Here is a 24,633-nt window from a genome sequence, read left to right as displayed (position 1 = left end):
GGTCCGGTCATATGGCAACTCCGCACGTGGGGTCGAGAGGCGTTACGGATTGTTCATGCACATAGCCGTGTTGATGCTCGCTTTGATGACGCTCACGGGTCCGGCCCGGGCGGATTCGACAAAACCGATCAAGCTCGTCGTTCTCGGCGATTCCTTGAGCGCGGGTCTTGGCCTCCCGGCCCAGGATGCATTTCCTGCCAAGCTTCAAAAAGCGTTGCATGTCAATGGCATAGATGTCGAGATGGTCAACGCCGGCGTATCCGGCGACACCTCGTCCGGCGGCCGCGACCGGCTCGACTGGTCGGTGCCCGAGGGAACCGAAGGCGTCATCATCGAGCTCGGCGCCAACGACGCGATGCGCGGCATCGACCCAGACTTGACGCGGGCGGCGTTGACCGACATCGTTCAGCGTCTGAAGGCGCGCAAGATCGCCGTGATGCTATGTGGCATGCTGGCGCCGCCGAATTTCGGCGCGGACTACGGCGCGCGCTTCAATTCGATTTATCCGGAACTGGCGAAGCGGTTCGACGTGCCGCTCTATCCGTTCTTCCTCGACGGCGTCGCCGCGGACGCCAAGCTCAACCAGGCCGACGGCATTCATCCGACCGCTGCAGGCGTCGACATCATCGTCAACAACATGCTGCCCACGGTGGAGGCATTCGTGCGCACGATCGGCGAGCAGCGCCGTTGAAATGCAGGCAATGCTAACCCTGACATCAGGGTTTTCCCGGTGTAGCCTCGCCAACACTTCGCAGAGTCACACAACTGCGATAGGAATCAGGGTACTGATGATTCGTCGCCGGCTCTAAAATCTGGATATGATCTCTCCCCGGGATCATGCCCAAGCATCGGGAGTACGAAACGATGCCGCGTTTGTTTACTGGTCTGGAAATTCCGGCCGAGGTCTGCCAGACGCTTTCCAATTTGCGAGGTGGCCTTCCCGGAGCCCGCTGGATCGATCCCGAAAATTATCACGTCACCCTGCGCTTCATCGGCGACATCGATGGCGTCTCCGCCAACGAGATCGCATCGATGCTGTTTCGCGTCGACCGCAAGCCGTTCGAGGTGAAGGTGCAGGGGTTGACGAGTTTTGGCGGCCGCAAACCGAGGGCGGTCGTTGCGACGATCGCGCCGAGCAAGCCGCTGATGGAGCTGCAGGCCGAGCTCGAACGCATGATGCAGCGGATCGGCCTCGATCCGGAGGGCCGCAAATTCATCCCGCACGTCACGCTGGCCCGGCTGCACGACGCCTCCGACCGCGACGTCGCCGACTATCTCTCGATCCGCGGCTACTTCCCGAGCAAGGCGTTCGTGGCGGAGCGCTTCGTGCTGTTCTCGTCGCGTGCGTCGACCGGCGGCGGCCCGTATGTGGTCGAGGACGCCTACGAGCTGTGTGAGTGAGCTCGTTCTTCCCCTCTCCCCGTAAGAACGGGGCGAGGGAGATGAAAGCGCATAGCCCGTCCACCAATTGACGGCTTGCAATTTCCGCCGGTCTCTGGCGGTAAAGAGCCATGCTCTCCACCCCGAACTCCTCCTTCAGCGAAGCCTATCAGGCCCAGATCGCATCAGGCGCGATCGAGCCCGATGCCGCGCAGGCCGAGGTCGCCGAGGCCTATGCGGCGCTCGACCTGCGGCTTGCGAACTACAGCCCGAAGCGCAAGCAGGGGCTGCTCGCCCGCCTGTTCAACGGTGGCGACAAGAACGAAGCGCCGCGTGGGCTGTACATCCATGGCGAGGTCGGCCGCGGCAAGACCATGTTGATGGATCTGTTCTTCCAGCACTCCACGGTCGAGCACAAGCGCCGCGCGCATTTCCACGAATTCATGGCCGATGTGCACGAGCGCATCTACGATTATCGCCAGGGCATCGCGCGCGGCGAGATCGCCGACGGCGACGTCATCGCGCTGACGGCGAACGCGATCTTCGAGGAGAGCTGGCTGCTCTGCTTCGACGAATTCCACGTCACCGACATTGCCGATGCGATGATCCTCGGGCGCCTGTTCGCCAAGCTGTTCGAGCTCGGCACCGTCGTCGTCGCGACCTCCAACGTTGCCCCCGACGATCTCTACAAGGGCGGCTTGAACCGCGCGCTGTTCCTGCCCTTCATCAAGCAGATCTCGGACCACATGGACGTCTCGCGGCTCGATGCGCGCACCGACTTCCGGCTGGAGAAGCTTCAGGGCGTGCCGATGTGGCTGACGCCCGTGGACGGCGATGCCGGCGCTGCGCTGGATCGCGCCTGGGCCAAAATGACCGGCAATGCCAAATGCAGGTCGCGCGACATCCAGATCAAGGGGCGCATCCTGCACGTGCCCTGCTCGGCCCATGGCGTGGCGCGCTTCGGCTTCGCCGATCTCTGCGAGAAGCCGCTCGGTGCATCAGACTACCTCAGGCTGGCGCACGACTACCACACCATCCTGGTCGACCATATTCCAGTGATGGACTTCTCCCAGCGCAACGCCGCCAAGCGCTTCATCACGCTGATCGACACGCTCTATGACAATGCCGTGAAGCTGATGGCCTCGGCCGATGCCGACCCGATATCGCTCTATGTCGCGACAGAGGGCAACGAGGCGATGGAGTTCAAGCGGACCTCATCGCGCCTGATCGAGATGAGTTCGGAATCCTATCTGGCGCTGGCTCACGGGCGCAAGGATTCCACCGCCAGCGGCTCCACCAAAGGCTTGGTGGAGACTTAGGTCCTATTTCTATCCTCCCGTCATTCCGGGCGCGCGCCGGCGCGAACCCGGAATCTCGCGCTGCAATTTCCAGATTCCCGGTTCGCCCGCGCAACGGCGCGGGCGCGCCGGAATGACGGCTTAGGGACCGCTGGGCGGAAACGCGGCAAGCCCGACAATTGGGCATCCGCCGACTTGAACGGGGCAAGCGAAAGGGATAACCACCCTCTCAGTTTCCCCTCCTTACGTGTCTAGAGGACAGTTCACATGGCGCGCGACAAGATTGCTTTGATTGGCTCCGGTCAGATCGGCGGAACGCTGGCTCACCTCATCGGCTTGAAAGAACTGGGCGACGTCGTGATGTTCGACATCGCCGAGGGCGTGCCGCAGGGCAAGGCGCTCGACATCGCGCAGTCCTCGCCGGTCGACGGTTTTGACGCGCACTACAGCGGTGCGAACTCCTACGAGGCGCTCGACAACGCCAAGGTCTGCATCGTCACCGCCGGCGTGCCGCGCAAGCCCGGCATGAGCCGCGACGACCTCCTCTCCATCAACCTCAAGGTCATGGAGCAGGTTGGTGCGGGCATCAAGAAATACGCCCCCGACGCCTTCGTCATCTGCATCACCAACCCGCTCGATGCCATGGTCTGGGCGCTGCAGAAGGCCTCGGGGCTGCCGCACAAGAAGGTCGTCGGCATGGCCGGCGTGCTCGACTCCGCGCGCTTCCGCTACTTCCTGGCCGACGAGTTCAACGTCTCGGTCGAAGACGTCACTGCCTTCGTGCTCGGCGGCCATGGCGACACCATGGTGCCGCTGGTGAAGTACTCCACCGTTGCCGGCATCCCGCTGCCCGACCTCGTCAAGATGGGCTGGACCTCGCAGGCGCGCCTCGACGAGATCGTCGACCGCACCCGCAACGGCGGCGCCGAGATCGTCAACCTGCTCAAGACCGGCTCGGCCTTCTATGCGCCGGCTGCTTCGGCCATTGCGATGGCCGAGAGCTATCTGCGTGACAAGAAGCGCGTGCTGCCCTGCGCCGCCTACCTCAACGGCGAATACGGCGTGAAGGACATGTATGTCGGCGTGCCCGTGGTGATCGGCTCCAAGGGGGTCGAGCGCGTCGTCGAGATCGAACTCGCCGGCAAGGACCGCGAGGCCTTTGACAAGTCGGTTGGCGCGGTGCAGGGCCTGGTCGATGCCTGCAAGAAGATCGCCCCCGATCTTCTCGGTCGCTAAAGCCTCAACACTCCCGCCGAGGACCGAAAACCGGTTCTCGGCGGTTTCATTTCCGGGCCCCGGCTAGCCGGGACGGGGTCCGGCCCAAGATTTCCGACATCAGAGAATCCGGGTTGCAGTTGCTGTGGTATATGGTATGCCAGCCACAAGACTGAGGTGGGCCCTGAGGGGTCACCGCCCGCGGGTTCAGGGAGCGACCATATGAATATCCATGAATATCAGGCCAAAGCGCTGCTGAGCGAGTTCGGCGTAGCGATCTCCAAGGGCGTTCCCGTCCTCAGTGCCACCGACGCAGACGCTGCGGCCATGGCTCTGCCGGGCCCGGTCTGGGTGGTGAAGAGCCAGATCCATGCCGGCGGCCGCGGCAAGGGCAAGTTCAAGGAAGCCTCGGCGGGCGACAAGGGCGGCGTCCGCATCGCCAAGTCGGCCGCGGAGGTCTCCGAGTTCGCCAAGCAGATGCTGGGCGCTACCCTGGTGACGGTGCAGACCGGCCCGGCCGGCAAGCAGGTCAACCGCCTCTACATCGAGGACGGCTCCGACATCGACAAGGAGTTCTATCTCTCGATCCTGGTCGACCGCGAGACCTCTCGCGTCTCGTTCGTCGTCTCGACCGAGGGCGGCGTCAACATCGAGGACGTCGCGCACAATACTCCCGAGAAGATCGTGACCTTCTCGGTCGATCCCGCGACCGGCATCATGGGCCATCATGGCCGCACCGTTGCCAAGGCGCTGAAGCTCTCCGGTGATCTCGCCAAGCAGGCCGAGAAGCTCACCGCGCAGCTCTACACGGCGTTCGTCACCAAGGACATGTCGATGCTGGAGATCAACCCGTTGGTCGTGACCAAGCAGGACCAGCTCCGCGTGCTCGACGCCAAGGTATCGTTCGACGACAATTCGTTGTTCCGTCATCCCGACGTGCTCGCGTTGCGCGACGAGACCGAGGAAGACCCCAAGGAAATCGAGGCGTCGAAGTACGACCTCAACTACGTTACCCTCGACGGCAATATCGGCTGCATGGTCAACGGCGCCGGTCTCGCCATGGCGACGATGGACATCATCAAGCTCTACGGCATGGCGCCGGCGAACTTCCTCGATGTCGGCGGCAGCGCCAGCAAGGAGAAGGTTGCGGCAGCGTTCAAGATCATCACCGCGGATCCCAATGTGAAGGGCATCCTGGTCAACATCTTCGGTGGTATCATGAAGTGCGACGTGATCGCGGAGGGCGTCACGGCTGCGGTTCGTGAGGTCGGCCTCAGTGTGCCGCTGGTGGTTCGCCTCGAAGGCACCAATGTCGAGCTCGGCAAGAAGATCATCCGCGAATCCGGTCTGAACGTGGTGCCGGCCGACAATCTCGACGACGCCGCGCAGAAGATCGTGAAGGCCGTCAAGGGAGGCTAAGCTCATGGCCCAGGACCATCTCTCCGCATCGTCTCCACTTGCAGAGCATGCGCGTCTCGCCGCGTTCGCCGGCGAATGGAATGGTGAAGAGGTGGTCTTTCCGTCGCGCTGGACGGAAGGCGGCACCGCCACGTCTCACGTCGTCGCGCGCATGGACCTGAACGGGTTCTACCTGATTCAGGACTCGGTGCAGATGCGCGACGGCAAGCAGAGCTTCGCCACCCACGGCATCTTCACTTACGACCGCGACGACCGGACCTACAAATTGTTCTGGTACGATTCGCTTGGCTACACCCCGCCCTCGCCCGCCTCCGGCGGGTGGGTCGGCAAGACCCTGACGCTGGTGCGCGGCTCGCTCCGCGGCAACGCGCGCCATGTCTATGAGATTATCGACGACTCCTCCTACTCGTTGAAGGTCCAGTTCTCGCCGGACGCGGAAGGCTGGGCTGACGTGCTCACCGGCGTTTACCGGCGCATCCACTGATCCTCTCACTCTGTTAGTTTCGCGAAAGCAGACCTCATGTCCATCCTGATCGACAAGAACACCAAGGTCATCTGCCAGGGCTTCACCGGCAAGAACGGCACCTTCCATTCCGAAGCCGCGATTGCCTACGGCACCAAGATGGTGGGCGGCACCTCGCCCGGCAAAGGCGGCTCGACCCATCTGAACCTGCCGGTGTTCGACACCGTGCGCGAAGCGCGTGAGAAGACCGGCGCCGATGCCTCGGTGATCTATGTGCCGCCGCCGGGTGCGGCGGACGCGATCTGCGAAGCGATCGACGCCGAGATCCCGCTGATCGTCTGCATCACCGAAGGCATTCCCGTGATCGACATGGTGCGCGTGAAGCGCTCGCTGGCCGGCTCCAAGTCGCGCCTGATCGGGCCGAACTGCCCGGGGGTCATGACCGCGGGCGAGTGCAAGATCGGGATCATGCCGGCCAACATCTTCAAGACCGGCTCGGTCGGCATCGTCTCCCGCTCGGGTACGCTGACCTACGAAGCCGTCTTCCAGACCTCGCAGGAAGGCCTCGGCCAGACCACCGCGGTCGGCATCGGCGGCGACCCGGTCAAGGGAACCGAGTTCATCGACGTCCTCGAAATGCTCCTGGCTGATCCCAAGACCGAGTCGATCATCATGATCGGCGAGATCGGCGGTTCCGCCGAGGAAGATGCTGCCCAGTTCCTCAAGGACGAGGCAAAGCGTGGTCGCAAAAAGCCGATGGTCGGTTTCATCGCCGGTGTTACCGCACCTCCCGGCCGTCGCATGGGCCATGCCGGCGCGATCATCTCGGGCGGCAAGGGCGACGCCGGTTCCAAGACCGACGCGATGAAATCCGCAGGGATTACAGTGTCGCCGTCTCCCGCGCGCCTCGGCCATACGCTTGCCGAAAAATTGAAAGGTTAATTCACTTCTTGGTACTTTTCCGGGCGAAGTTTCGCAGCAAATAGGGTAAATGGTGCCCATCGCGTCGAGCCTCTGCCGGGAGCTCGACGCCAGCGCCGTTTGTTTGCGCGAACCGAAATCGCCAGGAACCCAGTATGTCTCGCCAGGACGCGAACGCAGCCTTTGCCCTCTCATCCTTTTTGCAGGGCACCAACGCCACCTACATCGACGAAATCTACGCCCGCTACGAGAAGGACCCGTCTTCGGTCGACGCCGAGTGGCAGGAGTTCTTCAAGAGCCTCAACGACCAGCCGGCTGACGTCCGGAAGAACGCGGAAGGGCCATCCTGGGAGCGCGCCAACTGGCCGCTGACCCCGAAGGACGATTTGACCTCCGCCCTCGACGGCAACTGGGCCGAGGTCGAGAAGGCGGTCGGCAGCAAGATCGCCGCCAAGGCGCAGGCCAAAGGCACCGATATTTCCTCTGCCGATTTGCTCCAGGCCACGCGTGACTCCGTGCGTGCGCTGATGCTGATCCGCTCCTATCGCATGCGTGGTCACTTTCACGCCAAGCTCGATCCGCTCGGCATCGAGGCCCCGCGCAACCGCGAAGAGCTCGACCCGCGCACGTACGGCTTCAGCGAAGCCGATTTCGACCGCAAGATCTTTCTCGATCACGTGCTCGGTCTCGAATACGCCAACTTGCGCGAAATCACCGCGATCTGCGAGCGCACTTACTGCCAGACGCTCGGCGTCGAGTTCATGCACATCAGCAATGCCGCGCAGAAGGCCTGGATCCAGGAGCGCATCGAGGGGCCGGACAAGGAGATCTCCTTCACCCGCGAAGGCCGCCGCGCCATCCTGATGAAGCTGGTCGAAGCCGAGGGCTTCGAAAAATTCTGCGACACCAAGTTCACCGGCACCAAGCGCTTCGGCCTCGACGGCGGTGAATCGCTGATCCCCGCGCTCGAGCAGATCATCAAGCGTGGCGGCAATCTCGGCGTGAAGGAAGTCGTGCTCGGCATGCCGCATCGCGGCCGCCTCAACGTGCTGACGCAGGTGATGGGCAAGGCCCACCGGGCGCTGTTCCACGAGTTCAAGGGCGGCTCGGCCAATCCCGATGCGGTCGAAGGCTCGGGCGACGTCAAATATCACCTCGGCGCGTCCTCGGACCGTGAGTTCGACGGCAACCGCATCCATCTGTCGCTGACCGCCAACCCCTCGCATCTCGAGATCGTCGATCCCGTCGTGCTCGGCAAGGTTCGCGCCAAGCAGGACCAGCACGGCGATCCGCCGGACCAGCGCATCTCGGTGATGCCGCTGTTGATGCATGGTGACGCGGCGTTCGCGGGCCAAGGCGTGGTCGCCGAATGCTTCGGCCTGTCGGACCTGAAGGGCTACCGCACCGGCGGCTCCGTGCACTTCATCGTCAACAACCAGATCGGCTTCACCACCTATCCGCGCTACTCGCGCTCCTCGCCCTATCCGTCCGATGTGGCGAAGATGATCGACGCGCCGATCTTCCACGTCAACGGCGACGATCCGGAAGCCGTGGTGTTCGCGGCCAAGGTCGCGACCGAGTTCCGGCAGAAATTCCACAAGCCCGTCGTCATCGACATGTTCTGCTACCGCAGGCATGGCCATAACGAGGGCGACGAGCCGGCGTTCACCCAGCCGGTGATGTACAAGAAGATCGCGGCTCACCCGACGACGCTGGAGCTCTATTCCCGCCGGCTGGTCAGCGAAGGCGTGATGACCCAGGGGGAGGTCGACAAGGCCAAGGCCGATTGGCGCGCGCGGCTCGATGCCGAGTTCGAGGCCGGCACCTCCTACAAGCCGAACAAGGCCGACTGGCTCGACGGCAAATGGGCGGGCTTCAAGATCGCCGACCAGGAAGAGGATGCCCGTCGCGGCGTCACCGGCGTCGATCTGCCCGTCCTCAAGGACATCGGCCGCAAGATCACCAAGGTGCCGGATGGTTTCCGCGTTCACCGCACCATCCAGCGCTTCCTGGAAAATCGCGCCAAGGCGATCGATAGCGGCACGGGCATCGACTGGGCGACCGGCGAAGCGCTGGCGTTCTGCTCGCTGCTCAACGAGAACCATCACGTCCGTCTGTCCGGACAGGATTCGGAGCGTGGCACCTTCTCGCAGCGCCACTCGGTCCTGATCGACCAGGAGGACGAGAGCCGCTACACGCCGTTCAACCATCTCGGCAACGAGCAGGGCCATTACGAGGTCATCAACTCGCTGCTGTCGGAAGAGGCGGTGCTCGGCTTCGAATACGGCTATTCGCTCGCCGAGCCGAACACGCTGACGCTGTGGGAAGCGCAGTTTGGCGATTTCGCCAACGGCGCCCAGGTCGTGTTCGACCAGTTCATCTCCTCGGGTGAGCGCAAATGGCTCCGCATGTCCGGTCTCGTCTGCCTGTTGCCGCACGGGTATGAGGGCCAGGGACCGGAGCACTCTTCGGCGCGTCTGGAGCGTTACCTGCAGATGTGCGCGGAAGACAACATGCAGGTGGTCTACCCGACCACGCCGGCGAACTACTTCCACGTGCTGCGCCGCCAGCTTCATCGCGAGATCCGCAAGCCGTTGATCCTGATGACGCCGAAGTCGCTGCTGCGTCACAAGCGGGCGGTCTCGCGCCTCGAGGAGCTCGCGAAGGGCACGACCTTCCACCGCATCCTGTATGATGACGCCCAGATGCTGCCGAACGAGCCGATCAAGCTCGTTCCGGACGACAAGATCCGCCGCATCGTGCTGTGCTCGGGCAAGGTCTATTACGACCTCTACGAAGAGCGCGAGAAGCGCGGCATCGACGACATCTATCTGATGCGCGTCGAGCAGCTCTATCCGGTGCCGCTGAAGGCGCTGGTGGCCGAGTTGTCCCGCTTCAAGAAGGCGGAGGTGATCTGGTGCCAGGAAGAGCCCCGCAACATGGGAGCCTGGCACTTCATCGAGCCCTATCTGGAGTGGGTGCTGAACCAGGTGAACGGCGCAAGCCGGCGTCCGCGTTATGTCGGCCGCGCCGCCTCCGCGGCGACCGCCACGGGTCTGATGTCCAAGCATCAGGCGCAGCTGAAGGCGTTCCTGGACGAAGCACTGAGCTGAACTTTTTCGAACTGCGTCATGCCCCGCTTGCAAAAGCGGGGCATCCGGTAAGACGTGACGTCCTCGTGCATGCGAAGCGTCCCGGCTTGCTGGATGGCCTGCTTTTTCGCTGGCCGTGACATCAGGAATTCATGACCGCATAGGCGATCCCCTTAAGGAAAAGACCATGACTGAAATTCGTGTGCCGACGCTCGGCGAATCCGTCACCGAGGCCACCATCGGCCGCTGGTTCAAGAAGGCAGGCGATGCCGTCGCCGTCGACGAGCCCTTGGTGGAGCTCGAGACCGACAAGGTCACCATCGAAGTCCCGGCGCCCTCCGCCGGCACGCTGAGCGAGATCATCGCCGCTGATGGCACCACCGTTGCGGTCGGTGCGCTGCTCGGCCAGATCACTGAAGGCGCGGCCGGTGCCAAGCCTGCGGCAGCGCCCGCCAAGCCTGCGGCAGCGGCTCCGGCTCCCGCCGCTGCGGCTCCGGCCGCGAAGGCGCCGCCGGCCGATGCTCCGCTCGCTCCGTCCGTGCGAAAACTCTCCGCCGAGACCGGCGTCGACGCCTCGACCGTTCCGGGCTCCGGCAAGGACGGCCGCGTCACCAAGGGCGACATGCTCGCCGCGATCGAGCGTGCGGCCTCCGCGCCGACTCCGGTGAACCAGCCCGCTGCCGCCGTGCAGGTGCGCAGCGCCTCGCCGGCCGATGACGCTGCCCGCGAAGAACGCGTCAAGATGACCCGGCTGCGCCAGACCATCGCGCGCCGCCTCAAGGACGTGCAGAACACCGCGGCCATGCTCACGACCTTCAACGAGGTCGACATGACCAACGTCATGGCGCTGCGTGCCCACTACAAGGATGCGTTCGAGAAGAAGCATGGCTCGAAGCTCGGCTTCATGGGATTCTTCACCAAGGCCGTCGTGCAGGCGCTGAAGGATATCCCGGCCGTCAACGCCGAGATCGACGGCACCGATCTGATCTACAAGAACTACTACCACATCGGCGTGGCCGTCGGCACCGACAAGGGCCTGGTCGTCCCCGTCGTGCGCGACTGCGACCACAAGTCGATCGCCGACATCGAGAAGGGCATCGCCGATTTCGGTCGTCGCGCCCGTGACGGACAGCTCAAGATCGACGAGATGCAGGGCGGCACCTTCACCATCACCAACGGCGGCATCTATGGCTCGCTGATGTCGACCCCGATCCTGAACGCCCCGCAGTCCGGCATTCTCGGCATGCACAAGATCCAGGACCGTCCGATGGTCGTCGGCGGCAAGATCGAGGTCCGTCCGATGATGTATCTGGCACTGTCCTACGATCACCGCGTGATCGACGGCAAGGAAGCGGTCACCTTCCTGGTTCGCGTCAAGGAGAGCCTGGAAGATCCGGCACGTCTGGTGCTCGATCTCTGATCCCTGAAGCTCTGGGAGCGCCGTCGCGATCGGTGCGACGGCGCCTGTCGAATCATGGAGGCTGATGTGACGGATAAGGTGGTTGTCATCACCGGCGGCAGCCGCGGTATTGGTCGTGCGACCGCGCTTGCAGCGGCCGCGCGCGGCTATCGCGTCGTGGTCGGCTACGCCAGCAACAAGACGGCCGCCGACGAGGTGGTCGCGCAAATCGAAGCCGGCAACGGCAGGGCGATCGCGGTAAAATGCGATGTCGCTGAAGAGAGCGACATCCTCGATCTGTTCAGGGAAGCCGACAAGCTCGGAACGCTCGGTGCGCTCGTCAACAATGGCGGCATCGTCGGCAAGAGCGGCGTGCGCGTCGACGAGATGTCGGCCGAGCGCATCCAGCGCGTGCTGGCGGTCAACGTCACCGGCTCCATCCTCTGCGCGCGGGAGGCGGTGAAGCGGATGTCGACCAAGCACGGCGGCAAGGGCGGCGTCATCGTCAATCTGTCATCGGTCGCGGCCAAGCTCGGCGCGCCCAACACTTACGTCGATTACGCCGCGTCGAAAGGCGCGATCGATTCCTTCACCACGGGCCTCGGCTACGAGGTCGCAGCCGAAGGCATTCGCGTTGCGGGTATTCGCCCCGGCCTGATCGATACCGACATCCACGCCTCCGGCGGCGAGCCTGACCGGCATCATCGCCTGGCCCATCTGGTGCCGATGAAGCGCGTCGGCACCGCGGATGAAATTGCAAATGCCATCATCTGGCTCATGTCGGACGAGGCTTCCTACGTCACCGCAGCCACGCTCGATGTGTCCGGCGGTCGCTGACGCGCCGGCGGACGCTGACACATCCTCATAACGTTGAAATTACGGGACTTTCTCTCATGGCTACCTACGATCTCGTCGTCATCGGCACCGGACCTGGCGGTTATGTCTGCGCGGTGCGCGCCAGCCAGCTCGGCATGAAAGTCGCCGTGGTCGAAAAGAACGCAACGCTCGGCGGCACCTGCCTCAATGTCGGCTGCATGCCGTCGAAGGCGCTGCTGCACGCCTCCGAAATGTTCGAGGAAGCCGCGCATTCCTTCGCGAAGATGGGCATCAGCGTCTCCGCGCCGAAGCTCGAACTGCCGGCGATGATGAACTTCAAGCAGCAGGGCATCGACGGCAACGTCAAGGGCGTCGAGTTCCTGATGAAGAAGAACAAGGTCGACGTGCTCAAGGGCACCGGCAAGATCCTCGCCACCGGCAAGGTCGAGGTGTCGGCCGACGGCAAGTCGCAGGTGATCGAGACCAGGAATATCGTCATCGCGACCGGCTCGGACATCGCGCGCCTCAAGGGCATCGAGATCGACGAGAAGCGCATCGTGTCCTCGACCGGCGCGCTGTCGCTGGACAAGGTCCCCGGCAAGCTGCTCATCGTTGGCGCCGGCGTGATCGGCCTCGAGCTCGGCTCGGTGTGGAAGCGCCTGGGTGCCGAAGTCGTCGTCGTCGAATTCCTCGACCGCATCCTGCCCGGCATGGACGGCGAGATCGCCAAGCAATTCCAGCGTATCCTCGAGAAGCAGGGCTTTGCGTTCAAGCTGGGGGCCAAGGTCACCGCGGTCGACACCTCGGGCAAGACGCTGAAGGCGACGATCGAGCCCGCCGCCGGCGGCCCCGCCGAGACTGTCGAGGCCGACGTCGTGCTGGTCTGCATCGGCCGCGTGCCCTACACCGATGGTCTCGGTCTGAAGGAGGCCGGCGTTGCGCTCGATCAGCGCGGCCGCGTGCAGATCGATCCGCATTTCGCCACCAGCCTGAAGGGCGTCTATGCCATCGGCGACGTCGTCGCGGGCCCGATGCTCGCCCATAAAGCCGAGGATGAAGCTGTTGCGGTCGCGGAGATCATCGCAGGCCAGGCCGGCCACGTGAACTACGACGTGATCCCAGGCGTCGTGTATACCACCCCGGAAGTGTCCTCCGTCGGCAAGACCGAGGAAGAGCTGAAGCAGGCCGGCGTCGCTTATACCGTCGGGAAGTTTCCCTTTACCGCCAACGGCCGCTCCAAGGTCAATCAGACCACTGAGGGCTTCGTGAAGATTCTCGCAGATGCGAAGACCGATCGCGTGCTCGGCGTGCACATCATCGGCATCGAGGCCGGCGAAATGATCCACGAGGCCTGCGTTCTCATGGAGTTTGGTGGCAGTGCGGAAGATCTCGCGCGCACCTGCCACGCGCATCCGACCCGCTCCGAGGCCGTCAAGGAAGCCGCGCTTGCAGTCGGCAAGCGGGCCATCCATATGTAGGATCGCGCCTGGAGCCAAATCCGGCGGGACATCACATGCTGCGCCGCCTTCTTCAACCGGTCTGGGTCCTGCTCGCGATCATCTTCCTGATCGAAGCCTGGCTGTGGGATCATCTCGAGCCTGTTGTCGCGCGGGTCGTGGCACTGATCCCGCTCGCCCGGTTCAAATCATGGCTGGCAGAGCGCGTCGACGCGCTGTCGCCTGCGATGACGTTGATCGTCTTCGCGGTCCCGATCATCCCGCTGTTTCCGCTCAAGCTGGTCGGCCTGTGGCTGCTCACGCATGAATACTGGACCAGCGCGGTCTTCACGATCCTGTTCGCCAAGATGCTCGGCGTCGGTGTCACCGCCTTCGTCTTCGACGTCACGCGCGACAAGCTTCTGGAGATGCACTGGTTCGAGCGGCTCTACGAAATGGTCCTGCGGCTGCGCGCCAAGGCGACCGAGCTGGTCGACCCGGTCAAGCGCCGCCTCCGCGAGCTGGTCACCGGCAACGGAGAAGGCTGGTCCTCCCGCACGCTTCGCCTGATCCAGCGTTTTCGCAAAAGCGTGCACGAGGCGCGCTGAGCTGCTTTCATGCCCCGGTCAAGCCGGGGCATGACAGTGGTGTGTGTGGCGGTCCTGCTCACCCGTGCAGATGCAGCAGATGCGGCGCCCATGCGCCGAGCACGGTCATGCCGAGCCCTGCGAGCGTCAAGAGGCCGGCGATCCAGGCCAGCGGCAGCATGCCGGTGATGATCGTGGCGGATGCCAGCACGATGCCGATCTGGAACGCCGCCGACGCCAGCTCGAAGTGATGGTATTTCGCGGTCGCCTCGTCGCGCTGGTGCTCGGCTTCCTTGGCCTTCTCGGAGAGCTGCTCGGTGCCTTCGCCGGTCTCGGGCTCGGAGCGGTAGCGCGCCGCGGTCTTCTGCCAGTCGTCGATCTGCTTCTGCACCGCGGCCTTCATGGCCTCGTCGCCGGTGCTGCCGAGCGTCAGCTTGCCCTGTTCGGCGGCGGTCTGCACGACGGTGCGGCGGATGCTCTTGGCCTGGAAGAACGCCCAGAGGTTGGAGGCCTCGACGTTCTTGCTGATCGATTCGGTCTGCGCGCCTTTGCCGAGCGTTTCCGAGATCGCCAGGAACAGCGCCAGCACCGCGATCAGCAGGGCGATCTTCTTGTTCTCGCCGGATGCGTGCTCGGCATGCTCGGCCTGCTCCATGCTTTCGTGTGCGCTCATGAATCCCCCTCCTGTTCGGTTCCGCAACGATTGACCGAACCGCGCGGCCTGCGCAAGAGGCATGCTTGCGATGACAGCTTGATGTCAGGAACTAGCGAACTCTTCAGCGCCTTGGATGCGCGCTGGCATAGACTTCCAGCAGCCGCTCGGAATCGATCCCGGTATAGATCTGCGTGGTCGAGAGCGAGGAATGACCGAGCAATTCCTGAATGGCGCGGAGATCCCCGCCGCGCGAGAGCAGGTGCGTTGCGAAGGAGTGACGCAGCGCGTGCGGCGTGGCGCTGTCGGGCAGGCCGAGGGCACCGCGCAGCCGTTCCATCGCGAGCTGGATGATGCGCGGGCTGAGCGGCCCGCCGCGCGCGCCGACGAAGATCGGCCCTTCCGGAGGCAGCGCATGCGGGCACATCGCGGCATATTCGTCGATCAGCGCGAGCACATTTTGCAGCACCGGCACCATGCGCGTCTTGTTGCCTTTGCCTGTCACGACCAGCACGTCGCCTTCGCCGGCCTTCGGCACCTCGCGTCGCTTCAGCCCGAGCGCCTCGGAGATGCGCAGGCCCGAGCCATACAGCAGTGCCATCACCGCAGCGTCGCGCACCAGGATCCAGGTCTCGCGATCCTCGCCGGCGCGCTCGTCGGCATCGGCCAGGCGTTTTGCAGATGCCATCGGCAAAGGCTTCGGCAGCGTCTTGGCGACCTTCGGCGCGCGGATGGCGGAGAGCGCGCCGACCTTGCCTTTGCCTTCGCGTTCGAGGAAGCGGCCGAACGAGCGCAGGCCCGCCAGCGCGCGCATCAGCGAGCGGCCGGCAATGTCGTCGGCGCGCCGCATCGCCATGAAGGCGCGCACGTCGGTCGCTTCGAGCGAGGCAAAGCGGTCCAGCGTGACACGCTCGCCCCAGTGGCTGCACAGGAAATCCAGGCACTGCCTGAGGTCGCGGCCATAGGCTTCCAGCGTCTTCGGCGACAGCCGTCGCTCGGCGCCGAGATGCGACAGCCAGCGCGCCATCTCCTGCGCGATCGAGCAATCGGCGCTGGCGAGCTCGAGTGGTGGGGGGACCGGTTTGCTCATGCGCTCTGGACGGAATGATTCCGCACAGTATATCGCATCATACACGTTTACCGTTCGCTAAGGCGGACCCGGGGCGATAGCCTCAAAGCCCCCGAGGTTCCGATTCTCTCCATGGATCATACGTCGCGCAGCACGACCGTCCCCGCCAACGCGACCCGCATGGTCGACGTGCTGGTGCCTGTCGCGCTCGACCAGACCTATTCCTACAAGGTGCCGCGCGGCATGGAGCTGAAGGCCGGCGATCTCGTCGGCGTGCCGCTCGGGCCCCGTGAGGTGCTCGCCGTGGTCTGGGGCGAAAACGCCAATCCCGACCCACGCCTGCATAACCGCCTCAAGGAGGTCAGCGAGAAGCTGGACGTTGCGTCGCTCAAGGGGGAGCTGCGTTCGGTCGTCGACTGGGTGGCCAATTACACGCTGAGCCCGCGCGGCATGGTGCTGCGGATGTGCCTGCGCATGGGCGAGAACCTCGGTCCCGAGCGCGTCCGCGCCGGCGTGCGGCTAACAGGTGATCTTCCGCGGCGGCTGACGCCGTCGCGTCAGCGCGTCATCGAGCTGCTGTCGGACCGGCTGCTGCACGGCAAATCCGAGACTGCCAAGGAAGCCGGCGTCTCCGCCGGCGTGATCGACGGCCTCGTCGACGAGGGTACGCTGACGGTCGAGCCGATGCCGCCGCCACCCCCGCCGCCCGCGCCCGATCCTGAGTTCGGCCGTCCCGATTTTTCGCCGCTCCAGCGCGCCGGCGTCGATGCGATGCGCGCGCTCGCGGCTAACGGCACCTTTCATGTCGCGCTGCTCGACGGCGTCACCGGCTCCGGCAAGACGGAGGTCTATTTCGAGGCGGTTGCGGAAACGATCCGCCGCGGCAGGCAGTCGCTGATCCTGATGCCGGAGATTGCGCTGACCGGCCAGTTCCTCGACCGTTTCGCGCAGCGCTTTGGCGTGCGCCCGATCGAATGGCATTCCGAACTCACACCGCGCACCCGCGCGCGCAATTGGGCCGCGATCTCCGAAGGCAGCGCGCCGGTCGTGGTCGGCGCGCGCTCGGCGCTGTTTCTGCCCTACGCCAATCTCGGCCTCATCGTCGTCGATGAAGAGCACGACCAGGCCTACAAGCAGGACGAGGGCGTGCACTACCACGCCCGCGACATGGCGGTGGTGCGTGCGCATATCGCCAAGATCCCGATCGTGCTGGCGTCAGCGACGCCGTCGGTCGAATCGGAGGTCAATGCGCGCAAGAACCGCTATCAGCGCATCGCGCTGCCGTCGCGCTTCGGCGGCCAGCACATGCCTGAAATCGAGGCCATCGACATGCGCCGCGAGCCGCCCGCGCGCGGCCGCTACATCTCGCCGCGGCTGGCCGGAGAGATCAGAAAGGCGATCGAGAAGCGCGAGCAGGCGCTGCTGTTCCTCAATCGCCGCGGCTATGCGCCGCTGACCCTGTGCCGCGGCTGTGGCCATCGCTTCGCCTGCACCATCTGCGATGCCTGGCTGGTCGATCACCGCTTTCGCCAGCGGCTCGTCTGTCACCATTGCGGCTTCTCGATGCCGCGCCCCCCGACCTGTCCGCATTGCGCAGCGGAGGAATCGCTGGTGGCGGTTGGCCCCGGCGTCGAGCGCTTGCAGGAGGAGGCGGCGGCGCTTTTCCCTGACGCGCGCACCATGGTGCTGTCGAGCGATCTCATCACCTCGATCGAGACGATGCGAAGTGAGCTAAACGACATTGCGGAAGGCCGCGTCGACATCATCATCGGCACGCAGCTCGTCGCCAAGGGCCACAATTTTCCGCGCCTGAATCTCGTCGGGGTGGTCGATGCGGATCTCGGCCTCAGCAACGGCGATCCGCGCGCGGCGGAACGGACCTGGCAATTGCTCAATCAGGTGATCGGCCGTGCCGGGCGCGAGCAGGGCCGTGGCGTCGGCTATCTGCAAACGCATCAGCCGGATCATCCCGTGATGAAGGCGCTGATCGCCTGCGATCGCGAGGCTTTCTACGACAGCGAGATCGATCTGCGCGAGAAGACGCTCTATCCGCCGTTCGGACGCCTCGCCAGCCTGATCATTTCCGCGGGCGATCGTCCGAGCGCCGAAGGCCTCGGCCGCCAGCTCGTGGCACGCGCGCCGCGCGACGAGCGCGTGGTCGTGCTCGGCCCCGCCGAAGCCCCGCTCGCCGTCATCAAGGGCCGCTACCGCTTCCGCATCCTGGTGAAATCGGCGCGCGGCTTTGATCTCTCGGATTATTTGCGCAACTGGCTGGCGGTGTGTCCGAAGCCGAAGGGCAACCAGAAGCTCGAGGTCGACGTCGACCCGCAGAGCTTTTTGTGAGCCACAAGGCACAACTGCGCTCCCTCCCCCCCTTGCGGGGGAGGGCGGGGGAGAGGGTGGCCCCGTAAAAGGTGTGCGTGAGGGGGAAGGAACGCAGCTGTGCGTGTCGTCAAAAACGCCCCAGCAAAAAGCCCGCGGTCCCCCAAGACCGCGGGCTTGTTTCACGCGCGCATCAAACCGATGAAAACTGCGCGTGTGGGCTGAGGCGCGAGATCGCTGTTAGGAGATCACTTCCGCGGTGACGCGGCCGACGCCGGCGCCGGTGAGGCCGATGGCGCGGGCAGCGCCGGTGGAGAGGTCGAGCACGCGGCCGCGCACGAACGGGCCACGGTCATTGATGGTGACGATGACGCTCTGGCCGCCATGGGTGACGCGCAGCTTGGTGCCGAACGGCAGCGAGCGGTGCGCCGCGGTGAGGGCGTTCTGGTTGAAGCGCTGGCCCGAAGCGGTGCGGCTACCGGATTCGTTGCCGTAATAGGAAGCCATGCCGGAGAAGCTGCGGCCGGTACCCTGCGACGGCGTCATCGACGCATTGGCGTTGCGCCAATCGAAGCCCGCGTTGGCCTCGGCCAAGGCCTGGTGGTGGTGGTGAGAACCCCTGTGGTGATGCCTGGATTTGGCGGAAGCTTCGGTGGCAGTTCCACCGACGATGAGAGTTGCAGCGACGAAAGCGATCGCCGTGCGCGGCCGGGTCGCAGTGCCCAGCGTCTTCAAAGACAGCATTTAGTGGTCCCTACGCTAGTATTGCCACATATGTGGCTAGTGGAGCCCCCATCAGTTTGTGAGCGGGTTGGCGTTTCGATTCCTAATGAGGCGTGAATTGGGCAGTAAATCCGTTCCGTGTCGTCGTGAAATATCTTGTGATCTGAATCGATATTCAGCCGAAGTTCCGTAATCTTTCACTTTAACGGTTCTTTAACCAAATTATTACTTAGCTATACTGTAAAACGAAGTTATTAAACTTCCTGTTTAGAATTGGGTAAGTATTCGGCGGCCGCGATCGGCGGGGCCGAAGTCACGACTCAGCGATCCGTGTTCATGGCGGGTATGCGCTGAGGGCGGGAACGAATGCGCGCGTTGCCCACGAACGGCGCCCGGCAGCCCGTAGCCTGGCAACTCAGGCCAGGCGGTCGCAGCCGCGTCTCGAACTGCGACGAACGGCCGACAGAACCTCATGCCTTTAATTTGGCGTCATGTTGCACGTGCGCGCCTGCTATGTTAGCAAAGCCGCGATTTTAACGGACCCGGCACGTCCCCGTGTCGGCCGAGAATCAAAGTCCCGCTTGAATTCCAAGGGCTTGGATCGCTAGGCGCCGCGTTGTGGCGACGGTTTTCCCCTTGCGAGTTTGACAGCACAAAGAGCGCGTCGGTGGCAGCAGAAGATACGTCGGTTTCAGGTGTGTCCGGCCGTTATGCAACGGCCTTGTTTGAACTCGCCCGCGACCAGAAAGTGGTCGACGAGGTCAAGGCCGATCTCGACAAGTTCGAGGCTCTGCTGAACGAAAGCGCTGATCTCAAGCGCCTCGTCCGCAGCCCGGTTTTTGCGGCTGACGCCCAGTCAAAAGCCCTTTCGGCGGTGCTGGACAAGGCGGGCATATCAGGCATTTCCGCCAATTTCCTCAAAGTGCTGACCGCCAACCGCCGCCTGTTCGCGGTGGCCGACGTCATCCGCGCCTATCGCGCCCTCGTCGCCAGGTTCAAGGGCGAGGCGACGGCGGATGTCACGGTCGCGGAAGCGCTCTCGGACAAGAATCTCGACGCCCTCAAGGTTGCCCTGAAGTCGGTGACCGGCAAGGACGTCGCGCTCAACGTGAAGATCGATCCCTCGATCATCGGTGGCCTCGTCGTGAAGCTTGGCAGCCGCATGATCGATAGTTCGCTTCGCACCAAACTCAATTCGATCAAGCACGCGATGAAAGAGGCAGGCTGATGGACATCCGCGCCGCGGAAATTTCCGCGATCCTCAAGGACCAGATCAAGAATTTCGGCCAGGAAGCTGAAGTCTCCGAAGTCGGACAGGTGCTGTCCGTCGGCGACGGCATCGCCCGCGTCTACGGTCTGGACAATGTCCAGGCCGGCGAAATGGTCGAATTCGAGAACGGCACGCGCGGCATGGCGCTGAACCTCGAAACCGACAACGTCGGTGTCGTTATTTTCGGTGCCGACCGCGAGATCAAGGAAGGCCAGACCGTCAAGCGCACCCGCGCCATCGTGGACGCGCCGGTCGGCAAGGGCCTGCTCGGCCGCGTCGTCGACGCGCTCGGCAACCCGATCGACGGCAAGGGCCCGATCCAGGCCGACAAGCGCATGCGCGTCGACGTCAAGGCGCCCGGCATCATTCCGCGCAAATCGGTGAGCGAGCCGATGGCGACCGGCCTCAAGGCGATCGATGCCCTGATCCCGATCGGCCGCGGTCAGCGCGAGCTGATCATCGGCGACCGTCAGACCGGCAAGACCGCGATCGCGCTCGACACCATCCTGAACCAGAAGCCGCTCAACGCGCAGCCCGACGAGAACATCAAGCTGTACTGCGTCTACGTCGCGGTCGGCCAGAAGCGTTCGACGGTTGCCCAGTTCGTGAAGGTGCTCGAAGAGCAGGGCGCGCTCGAATACTCGATCGTCGTCGCCGCCACCGCCTCCGATCCGGCGCCGATGCAGTACATCGCGCCCTTCACCGGCTGCACCATGGGCGAGTACTTCCGCGACAACGGCATGCACGCGGTCATCATCTATGACGATCTGTCCAAGCAGGCCGTCGCCTACCGCCAGATGTCGCTGCTGCTGCGCCGGCCGCCGGGCCGCGAAGCCTATCCGGGCGACGTGTTCTATCTGCACTCCCGCCTGCTCGAGCGCGCGGCGAAGCTGAACAAGGACCAGGGCTCGGGCTCGCTGACGGCGCTGCCCGTCATCGAAACCCAGGCCAACGACGTGTCGGCCTACATCCCGACCAACGTCATCTCGATCACCGACGGTCAGATCTTCCTGGAAACCGACCTGTTCTTCCAGGGCATCCGCCCCGCGGTGAACGTCGGTCTGTCGGTGTCGCGCGTCGGCTCCTCGGCGCAGACCAAGGCCACCAAGAAGGTCGCCGGCAAGATCAAGGGCGAGCTCGCGCAGTACCGCGAAATGGCGGCGTTCGCGCAGTTCGGCTCCGACCTCGACGCCTCGACCCAGCGCCTGCTGAACCGCGGCTCGCGCCTGACCGAGCTGTTGAAGCAGCCGCAGTTCTCGCCGCTGAAGATGGAAGAGCAGGTCTGCGTGATCTGGGCCGGCACCAACGGCTATCTCGATCCGCTTCCGGTCAGCAAGGTGCGCGCGTTCGAGGACGGGCTGCTGTCGCTGCTGCGCGGCAAGCACGTCGACATCCTCAATGCGATCCGCGACAGCCGAGACCTCTCCGACGACACTGCTGCCAAGCTGAAGTCGGTGGTCGAAGGCTTTGCGAAGAGCTTCGCGTAATTAACAGCCGATATGGCCGGGCTAAAGCGCGAAGCGCGTCTTCGCAAATGATGTCCCGGCCATCCACGCGTTTCGGCTTGCAAGATAGAACGTGGATGCCCGGGACGAGCCCGGGCATGACGACTGGGATAGGCTAGTGGCTTGACCGTCTGGGTCGAACCGCCGGGGTGAACGAAGAATGGCGTCACTTAAAGACATGCGCGTGCGCATCGCCTCCACCAAGGCGACGCAAAAGATCACCAAGGCCATGCAGATGGTCGCGGCCTCGAAGCTGCGACGTGCGCAGACCGCGGCGGAAGCGGCGCGTCCTTATGCCGACAAGATGAGCGCCGTCATCTCTAACATCGCCAGCGCCGCGGCAGGTTCGCCCGGCGCGCCGGTGCTGCTGGCCGGCACCGGCCGCGACCAGGTTCATCTGCTGCTGGTTTGCACCGGCGAGCGCGGCCTGTCGGGCGCCTTCAACTCGTCGATCGTGCGTCTCGCCCGCGAGCGCGCCTTGGCGCTGATCGCCCAGGGCAAGGACGTGAAATTCTTCTGCGTGGGCCGCAAGGGCTACGAGCAGCTCCGCCGGCAGTTCGACAAGCAGATCGTCGAGCATCTCGACCTGCGCAGCGTGCGCCAGCTCGGCTTCGTCAATGCCGAGGATATCGCCAAGAAGGTTCTGGCGCGGTTCGACGCCGGCGAGTTCGACGTCTGCACGCTGTTCTACTCGCGCTTCCGTTCGGTGATCGCGCAGATCCCGACCGCCCAGCAGATCATCCCGCTGGTGGTCGAGGAGGACTCGAGCGCCAACACGACGTCTTACGAATACGAGCCCGAAGAGGACGAGATTCTCACCCGTCTTCTGCCGCGCAACCTCGCTGTCCAGATCTTCCGCGCGCTGCTCGAGAACAACGCCTCGTTCTACGGCGCTCAGATGAGCGCGATGGACAACGCGACGCGCAACGCCGGTGAGATGATCCGCAAGCAGACGCTGGTCTACAACCGCACGCGTCAGGCGCAGATCACCAAGGAACTGATCGAAATCATCTCGGGCGCCGAAGCCGTCTAGCAAAGACGCATCGGCACTCGTCAAACCCAACATCCCGGTCGGTTGACCGTGGTCTACAAGTTCGGATCGAAGGAGACATTCAATGGCAGCCCAGCTCGGTCGCGTCACCCAGGTCATCGGCGCCGTCGTCGACGTGCAGTTCGAAGGCCACCTGCCGGCCATTCTCAACTCGCTCGAGACCAAGAACGGCGGCAATCGCCTGGTGCTCGAAGTCGCTCAGCATCTCGGTGAGTCCACCGTCCGCACCATCGCGATGGACACCACCGAAGGTCTGGTTCGCGGCCAGGAAGTGACCGACACCGGTTCGCCGATCCGCGTTCCCGTCGGTGAAGGCACGCTCGGCCGCATCATCAACGTCATCGGCGAGCCGATCGACGAAGCCGGTCCGGTCAAGGCGGAAGGCCTGCGCGCGATCCACCAGGAAGCGCCGACCTACACCGACCAGTCGACCGAAGCTGAAATTCTCGTCACCGGCATCAAGGTCGTCGATCTTCTTGCTCCGTATGCGAAGGGTGGCAAGATCGGCCTGTTCGGCGGCGCCGGCGTCGGCAAGACCGTGCTGATTCAGGAGCTGATCAACAACGTCGCGAAGGCGCACGGTGGATACTCCGTGTTCGCCGGCGTCGGCGAGCGGACCCGCGAGGGCAACGACCTCTATCACGAGTTCATCGAGTCCAAGGTCAACGCCGATCCGAAGAATCCGGATCCGAGCGTGAAGTCGAAATGCGCGCTGGTGTTCGGCCAGATGAACGAGCCCCCGGGCGCCCGCGCCCGCGTCGCGCTCACGGGTCTGACCATCGCCGAAGACTTCCGCGACCAGGGCCAGGACGTGCTGTTCTTCGTCGACAACATCTTCCGCTTCACCCAGGCCGGCTCGGAAGTGTCGGCGCTGCTCGGTCGTATTCCGAGCGCCGTGGGTTATCAGCCGACGCTCGCGACCGACATGGGCGCGCTGCAGGAGCGCATCACCACCACCCAGAAGGGTTCGATCACCTCGGTGCAGGCCATCTACGTTCCGGCCGACGACTTGACCGACCCGGCGCCCGCGACCTCGTTCGCGCATCTTGACGCAACCACCACGCTGTCGCGCTCGATCGCCGAAAAGGGCATCTATCCGGCGGTGGACCCGCTCGACTCGACCTCGCGCATGCTCTCCCCGCTGGTCGTCGGCGAGGAGCACTACGCGGTGGCCCGTCAGGTTCAGCAGGTGCTGCAGCGCTACAAGGCGCTCCAGGACATCATCGCCATTCTCGGCATGGACGAGCTTTCGGAAGAGGACAAGCTGACCGTGGCCCGCGCCCGCAAGGTCGAGCGCTTCATGTCGCAGCCGTTCCACGTCGCCGAGATCTTCACCGGTTCGCCGGGCAAGTTCGTCGACCTCGCCGACACCATCAAGGGCTTCAAGGGCCTGGTGGAAGGCAAGTATGACCACCTGCCGGAAGCCGCCTTCTACATGGTCGGCACCATCGAAGAAGCCGTCGAGAAGGGCAAGAAGCTCGCCGCTGAAGCGGCTTAAGAAGCGAATGGCGAATGGGGAGTCGCGAATAGTTTCGCTGCTCCTTTTCGCCACTCGCTATTCGCCATTCGCCATTCGCAAGGTTTCCCATGGCCACCTTCCACTTCGATCTCGTCTCTCCGGAAAAGCTCGCCTTCTCGGGCGAAGTCGATCAGGTCGACATTCCCGGTGTCGAAGGTGACTTCGGCGTGCTGGCGGGGCACGCGCCTGTCGTGGCTGCGATCCGTCCCGGCATCCTCGTCGTCACCACCGCTGGCCGCCACGAGAAGATCATCGTGCTCGGCGGCCTCGCCGAAGTCTCCGAAAAGGGCCTGACCGTGCTTGCCGACGTCGCGACCTCGCTGGCCGAGCTCGACCGCGCCGAGTTCGCCGAGACCATCGCGGAGATGGAGGAAGGCTTGAAGGAGCACGAAGGCGGCGAGCTCGATCAGGCGATCGAGCGGCTCGATCACTTCAAGAGCATCCAGCAGCAGCTCAATACCACGGCGATGCACTAAGCCCCGGTGCACTGCTCCGG

Annotated in this window: 21 protein-coding genes; 18 read left to right on the top strand and 3 right to left on the bottom strand. The window is 64.1% G+C overall.

What is annotated here, in order from left to right; genetic code table 11:
* Window positions 1–55 precede the first annotated feature (55 nt).
* From ACVIIW_RS08320 to ACVIIW_RS08265, 12 genes are all read left to right on the top strand, one after another.
* The gene (locus ACVIIW_RS08320) at window positions 56–691 is read left to right on the top strand and encodes an arylesterase (protein ID WP_456700302.1); all 636 of its coding nucleotides are present in this window, start codon (window positions 56–58) and stop codon (window positions 689–691) included.
* Between the two features lie 173 nt (window positions 692–864).
* Complete coding sequence (thpR, locus tag ACVIIW_RS08315; protein ID WP_456700301.1) at window positions 865–1,401, top strand: RNA 2',3'-cyclic phosphodiesterase; 537 nt, start codon at window positions 865–867, stop codon at window positions 1,399–1,401.
* 110 nt (window positions 1,402–1,511) lie between these two features.
* On the top strand, window positions 1,512–2,699 hold the full coding sequence (zapE, locus tag ACVIIW_RS08310; protein WP_456700300.1) for a cell division protein ZapE: 1,188 nt from the start codon (window positions 1,512–1,514) through the stop codon (window positions 2,697–2,699).
* Between the two features lie 246 nt (window positions 2,700–2,945).
* A complete protein-coding gene (mdh, locus tag ACVIIW_RS08305) occupies window positions 2,946–3,914 on the top strand; it encodes a malate dehydrogenase (RefSeq protein WP_092233999.1) in 969 nt (322 codons plus the stop codon).
* Between the two features lie 201 nt (window positions 3,915–4,115).
* Window positions 4,116–5,312, top strand: coding sequence for an ADP-forming succinate--CoA ligase subunit beta (sucC, locus tag ACVIIW_RS08300; RefSeq protein WP_456700299.1), 1,197 nt, complete (start codon window positions 4,116–4,118; stop codon window positions 5,310–5,312).
* Between the two features lie 4 nt (window positions 5,313–5,316).
* Entirely contained in the window at window positions 5,317–5,796 is a 480-nt protein-coding gene (locus ACVIIW_RS08295) for a DUF1579 family protein (protein ID WP_456700298.1), read from the top strand.
* A 36-nt stretch (window positions 5,797–5,832) separates the two neighbouring features.
* Window positions 5,833–6,717, top strand: a complete 885-nt coding sequence (gene sucD, locus ACVIIW_RS08290; RefSeq protein ID WP_008145220.1) for a succinate--CoA ligase subunit alpha — start codon at window positions 5,833–5,835, stop codon at window positions 6,715–6,717.
* A gap of 134 nt (window positions 6,718–6,851) precedes the next feature.
* Complete coding sequence (locus tag ACVIIW_RS08285) at window positions 6,852–9,809, top strand: 2-oxoglutarate dehydrogenase E1 component (RefSeq protein ID WP_456700297.1); 2,958 nt, start codon at window positions 6,852–6,854, stop codon at window positions 9,807–9,809.
* 166 nt (window positions 9,810–9,975) lie between these two features.
* Window positions 9,976–11,208, top strand: coding sequence for a 2-oxoglutarate dehydrogenase complex dihydrolipoyllysine-residue succinyltransferase (odhB, locus tag ACVIIW_RS08280; RefSeq protein WP_456700296.1), 1,233 nt, complete (start codon window positions 9,976–9,978; stop codon window positions 11,206–11,208).
* A gap of 54 nt (window positions 11,209–11,262) precedes the next feature.
* On the top strand, window positions 11,263–12,024 hold the full coding sequence (locus ACVIIW_RS08275; protein WP_456700295.1) for an SDR family oxidoreductase: 762 nt from the start codon (window positions 11,263–11,265) through the stop codon (window positions 12,022–12,024).
* 56 nt (window positions 12,025–12,080) lie between these two features.
* The gene (gene lpdA / locus ACVIIW_RS08270) at window positions 12,081–13,481 is read left to right on the top strand and encodes a dihydrolipoyl dehydrogenase (RefSeq protein ID WP_456700294.1); all 1,401 of its coding nucleotides are present in this window, start codon (window positions 12,081–12,083) and stop codon (window positions 13,479–13,481) included.
* Window positions 13,482–13,516: 35 nt separating this feature from the next.
* Window positions 13,517–14,047, top strand: coding sequence for a hypothetical protein (locus ACVIIW_RS08265; RefSeq protein WP_456700293.1), 531 nt, complete (start codon window positions 13,517–13,519; stop codon window positions 14,045–14,047).
* Between the two features lie 58 nt (window positions 14,048–14,105).
* On the opposite strand, the gene ACVIIW_RS08260 is transcribed toward ACVIIW_RS08265, so the two are convergent.
* Window positions 14,106–14,699 (bottom strand): DUF4337 domain-containing protein, encoded by a 594-nt coding sequence (locus ACVIIW_RS08260; RefSeq protein ID WP_456700292.1) that lies wholly within the window; start codon window positions 14,697–14,699, stop codon window positions 14,106–14,108.
* 103 nt (window positions 14,700–14,802) lie between these two features.
* The gene (locus tag ACVIIW_RS08255; protein WP_456700291.1) at window positions 14,803–15,768 is read right to left on the bottom strand and encodes a tyrosine recombinase XerC; all 966 of its coding nucleotides are present in this window, start codon (window positions 15,766–15,768) and stop codon (window positions 14,803–14,805) included.
* A gap of 111 nt (window positions 15,769–15,879) precedes the next feature.
* Between ACVIIW_RS08255 and ACVIIW_RS08250 the strand changes: the two genes are divergently transcribed.
* Window positions 15,880–18,090 carry a primosomal protein N' gene (locus tag ACVIIW_RS08250; protein ID WP_456700290.1) on the top strand — a complete coding sequence of 737 codons (2,211 nt, stop codon included), beginning with the start codon at window positions 15,880–15,882 and terminating at the stop codon, window positions 18,088–18,090.
* 219 nt (window positions 18,091–18,309) lie between these two features.
* On the opposite strand, the gene ACVIIW_RS08245 is transcribed toward ACVIIW_RS08250, so the two are convergent.
* Complete coding sequence (locus ACVIIW_RS08245) at window positions 18,310–18,813, bottom strand: septal ring lytic transglycosylase RlpA family protein (protein ID WP_456700289.1); 504 nt, start codon at window positions 18,811–18,813, stop codon at window positions 18,310–18,312.
* 646 nt (window positions 18,814–19,459) lie between these two features.
* Between ACVIIW_RS08245 and ACVIIW_RS08240 the strand changes: the two genes are divergently transcribed.
* From ACVIIW_RS08240 to ACVIIW_RS08220, 5 genes are all read left to right on the top strand, one after another.
* Entirely contained in the window at window positions 19,460–20,020 is a 561-nt protein-coding gene (locus ACVIIW_RS08240) for a F0F1 ATP synthase subunit delta (protein ID WP_456700288.1), read from the top strand.
* Window positions 20,020–21,549, top strand: coding sequence for a F0F1 ATP synthase subunit alpha (atpA, locus tag ACVIIW_RS08235; RefSeq protein ID WP_456700287.1), 1,530 nt, complete (start codon window positions 20,020–20,022; stop codon window positions 21,547–21,549). The genes ACVIIW_RS08240 and atpA overlap by 1 nt, the downstream gene beginning before the upstream one ends.
* Before the next feature lie 178 nt (window positions 21,550–21,727).
* Complete coding sequence (locus ACVIIW_RS08230) at window positions 21,728–22,600, top strand: F0F1 ATP synthase subunit gamma (protein ID WP_456700286.1); 873 nt, start codon at window positions 21,728–21,730, stop codon at window positions 22,598–22,600.
* 82 nt (window positions 22,601–22,682) lie between these two features.
* Window positions 22,683–24,116: a F0F1 ATP synthase subunit beta gene (atpD, locus tag ACVIIW_RS08225; protein WP_456700285.1), complete on the top strand. Its 1,434-nt coding sequence runs from the start codon at window positions 22,683–22,685 to the stop codon at window positions 24,114–24,116.
* 89 nt (window positions 24,117–24,205) lie between these two features.
* Window positions 24,206–24,613 carry a F0F1 ATP synthase subunit epsilon gene (locus tag ACVIIW_RS08220; protein WP_456700284.1) on the top strand — a complete coding sequence of 136 codons (408 nt, stop codon included), beginning with the start codon at window positions 24,206–24,208 and terminating at the stop codon, window positions 24,611–24,613.
* Window positions 24,614–24,633 lie beyond the last annotated feature (20 nt).

This window comes from Bradyrhizobium sp. USDA 4449 (genome assembly GCF_054056275.1).
Note: the sequence above shows the minus strand (reverse complement) of the source record. Positions and strands in the feature narration are given on the sequence as shown.

Coding starts and splice junctions, on each gene's coding strand:
- sucD (WP_008145220.1), top strand. CDS start 5,833: ATGTCCATCCTGATCGACAAGAACACCAAGGTCATCTGCCAGGGCTTC.
- sucC (WP_456700299.1), top strand. CDS start 4,116: ATGAATATCCATGAATATCAGGCCAAAGCGCTGCTGAGCGAGTTCGGC.
- ACVIIW_RS08275 (WP_456700295.1), top strand. CDS start 11,263: ATGGAGGCTGATGTGACGGATAAGGTGGTTGTCATCACCGGCGGCAGC.
- ACVIIW_RS08260 (WP_456700292.1), bottom strand. CDS start 14,699: ATGAGCGCACACGAAAGCATGGAGCAGGCCGAGCATGCCGAGCACGCA.
- ACVIIW_RS08265 (WP_456700293.1), top strand. CDS start 13,517: ATGCTGCGCCGCCTTCTTCAACCGGTCTGGGTCCTGCTCGCGATCATC.
- atpD (WP_456700285.1), top strand. CDS start 22,683: ATGGCAGCCCAGCTCGGTCGCGTCACCCAGGTCATCGGCGCCGTCGTC.
- ACVIIW_RS08245 (WP_456700289.1), bottom strand. CDS start 18,813: ATGCTGTCTTTGAAGACGCTGGGCACTGCGACCCGGCCGCGCACGGCG.
- ACVIIW_RS08220 (WP_456700284.1), top strand. CDS start 24,206: ATGGCCACCTTCCACTTCGATCTCGTCTCTCCGGAAAAGCTCGCCTTC.
- atpA (WP_456700287.1), top strand. CDS start 20,020: ATGGACATCCGCGCCGCGGAAATTTCCGCGATCCTCAAGGACCAGATC.
- zapE (WP_456700300.1), top strand. CDS start 1,512: ATGCTCTCCACCCCGAACTCCTCCTTCAGCGAAGCCTATCAGGCCCAG.
- ACVIIW_RS08250 (WP_456700290.1), top strand. CDS start 15,880: ATGGATCATACGTCGCGCAGCACGACCGTCCCCGCCAACGCGACCCGC.
- ACVIIW_RS08320 (WP_456700302.1), top strand. CDS start 56: ATGCACATAGCCGTGTTGATGCTCGCTTTGATGACGCTCACGGGTCCG.
- ACVIIW_RS08285 (WP_456700297.1), top strand. CDS start 6,852: ATGTCTCGCCAGGACGCGAACGCAGCCTTTGCCCTCTCATCCTTTTTG.
- ACVIIW_RS08295 (WP_456700298.1), top strand. CDS start 5,317: ATGGCCCAGGACCATCTCTCCGCATCGTCTCCACTTGCAGAGCATGCG.
- lpdA (WP_456700294.1), top strand. CDS start 12,081: ATGGCTACCTACGATCTCGTCGTCATCGGCACCGGACCTGGCGGTTAT.
- thpR (WP_456700301.1), top strand. CDS start 865: ATGCCGCGTTTGTTTACTGGTCTGGAAATTCCGGCCGAGGTCTGCCAG.
- mdh (WP_092233999.1), top strand. CDS start 2,946: ATGGCGCGCGACAAGATTGCTTTGATTGGCTCCGGTCAGATCGGCGGA.
- ACVIIW_RS08255 (WP_456700291.1), bottom strand. CDS start 15,768: ATGAGCAAACCGGTCCCCCCACCACTCGAGCTCGCCAGCGCCGATTGC.
- ACVIIW_RS08230 (WP_456700286.1), top strand. CDS start 21,728: ATGGCGTCACTTAAAGACATGCGCGTGCGCATCGCCTCCACCAAGGCG.
- odhB (WP_456700296.1), top strand. CDS start 9,976: ATGACTGAAATTCGTGTGCCGACGCTCGGCGAATCCGTCACCGAGGCC.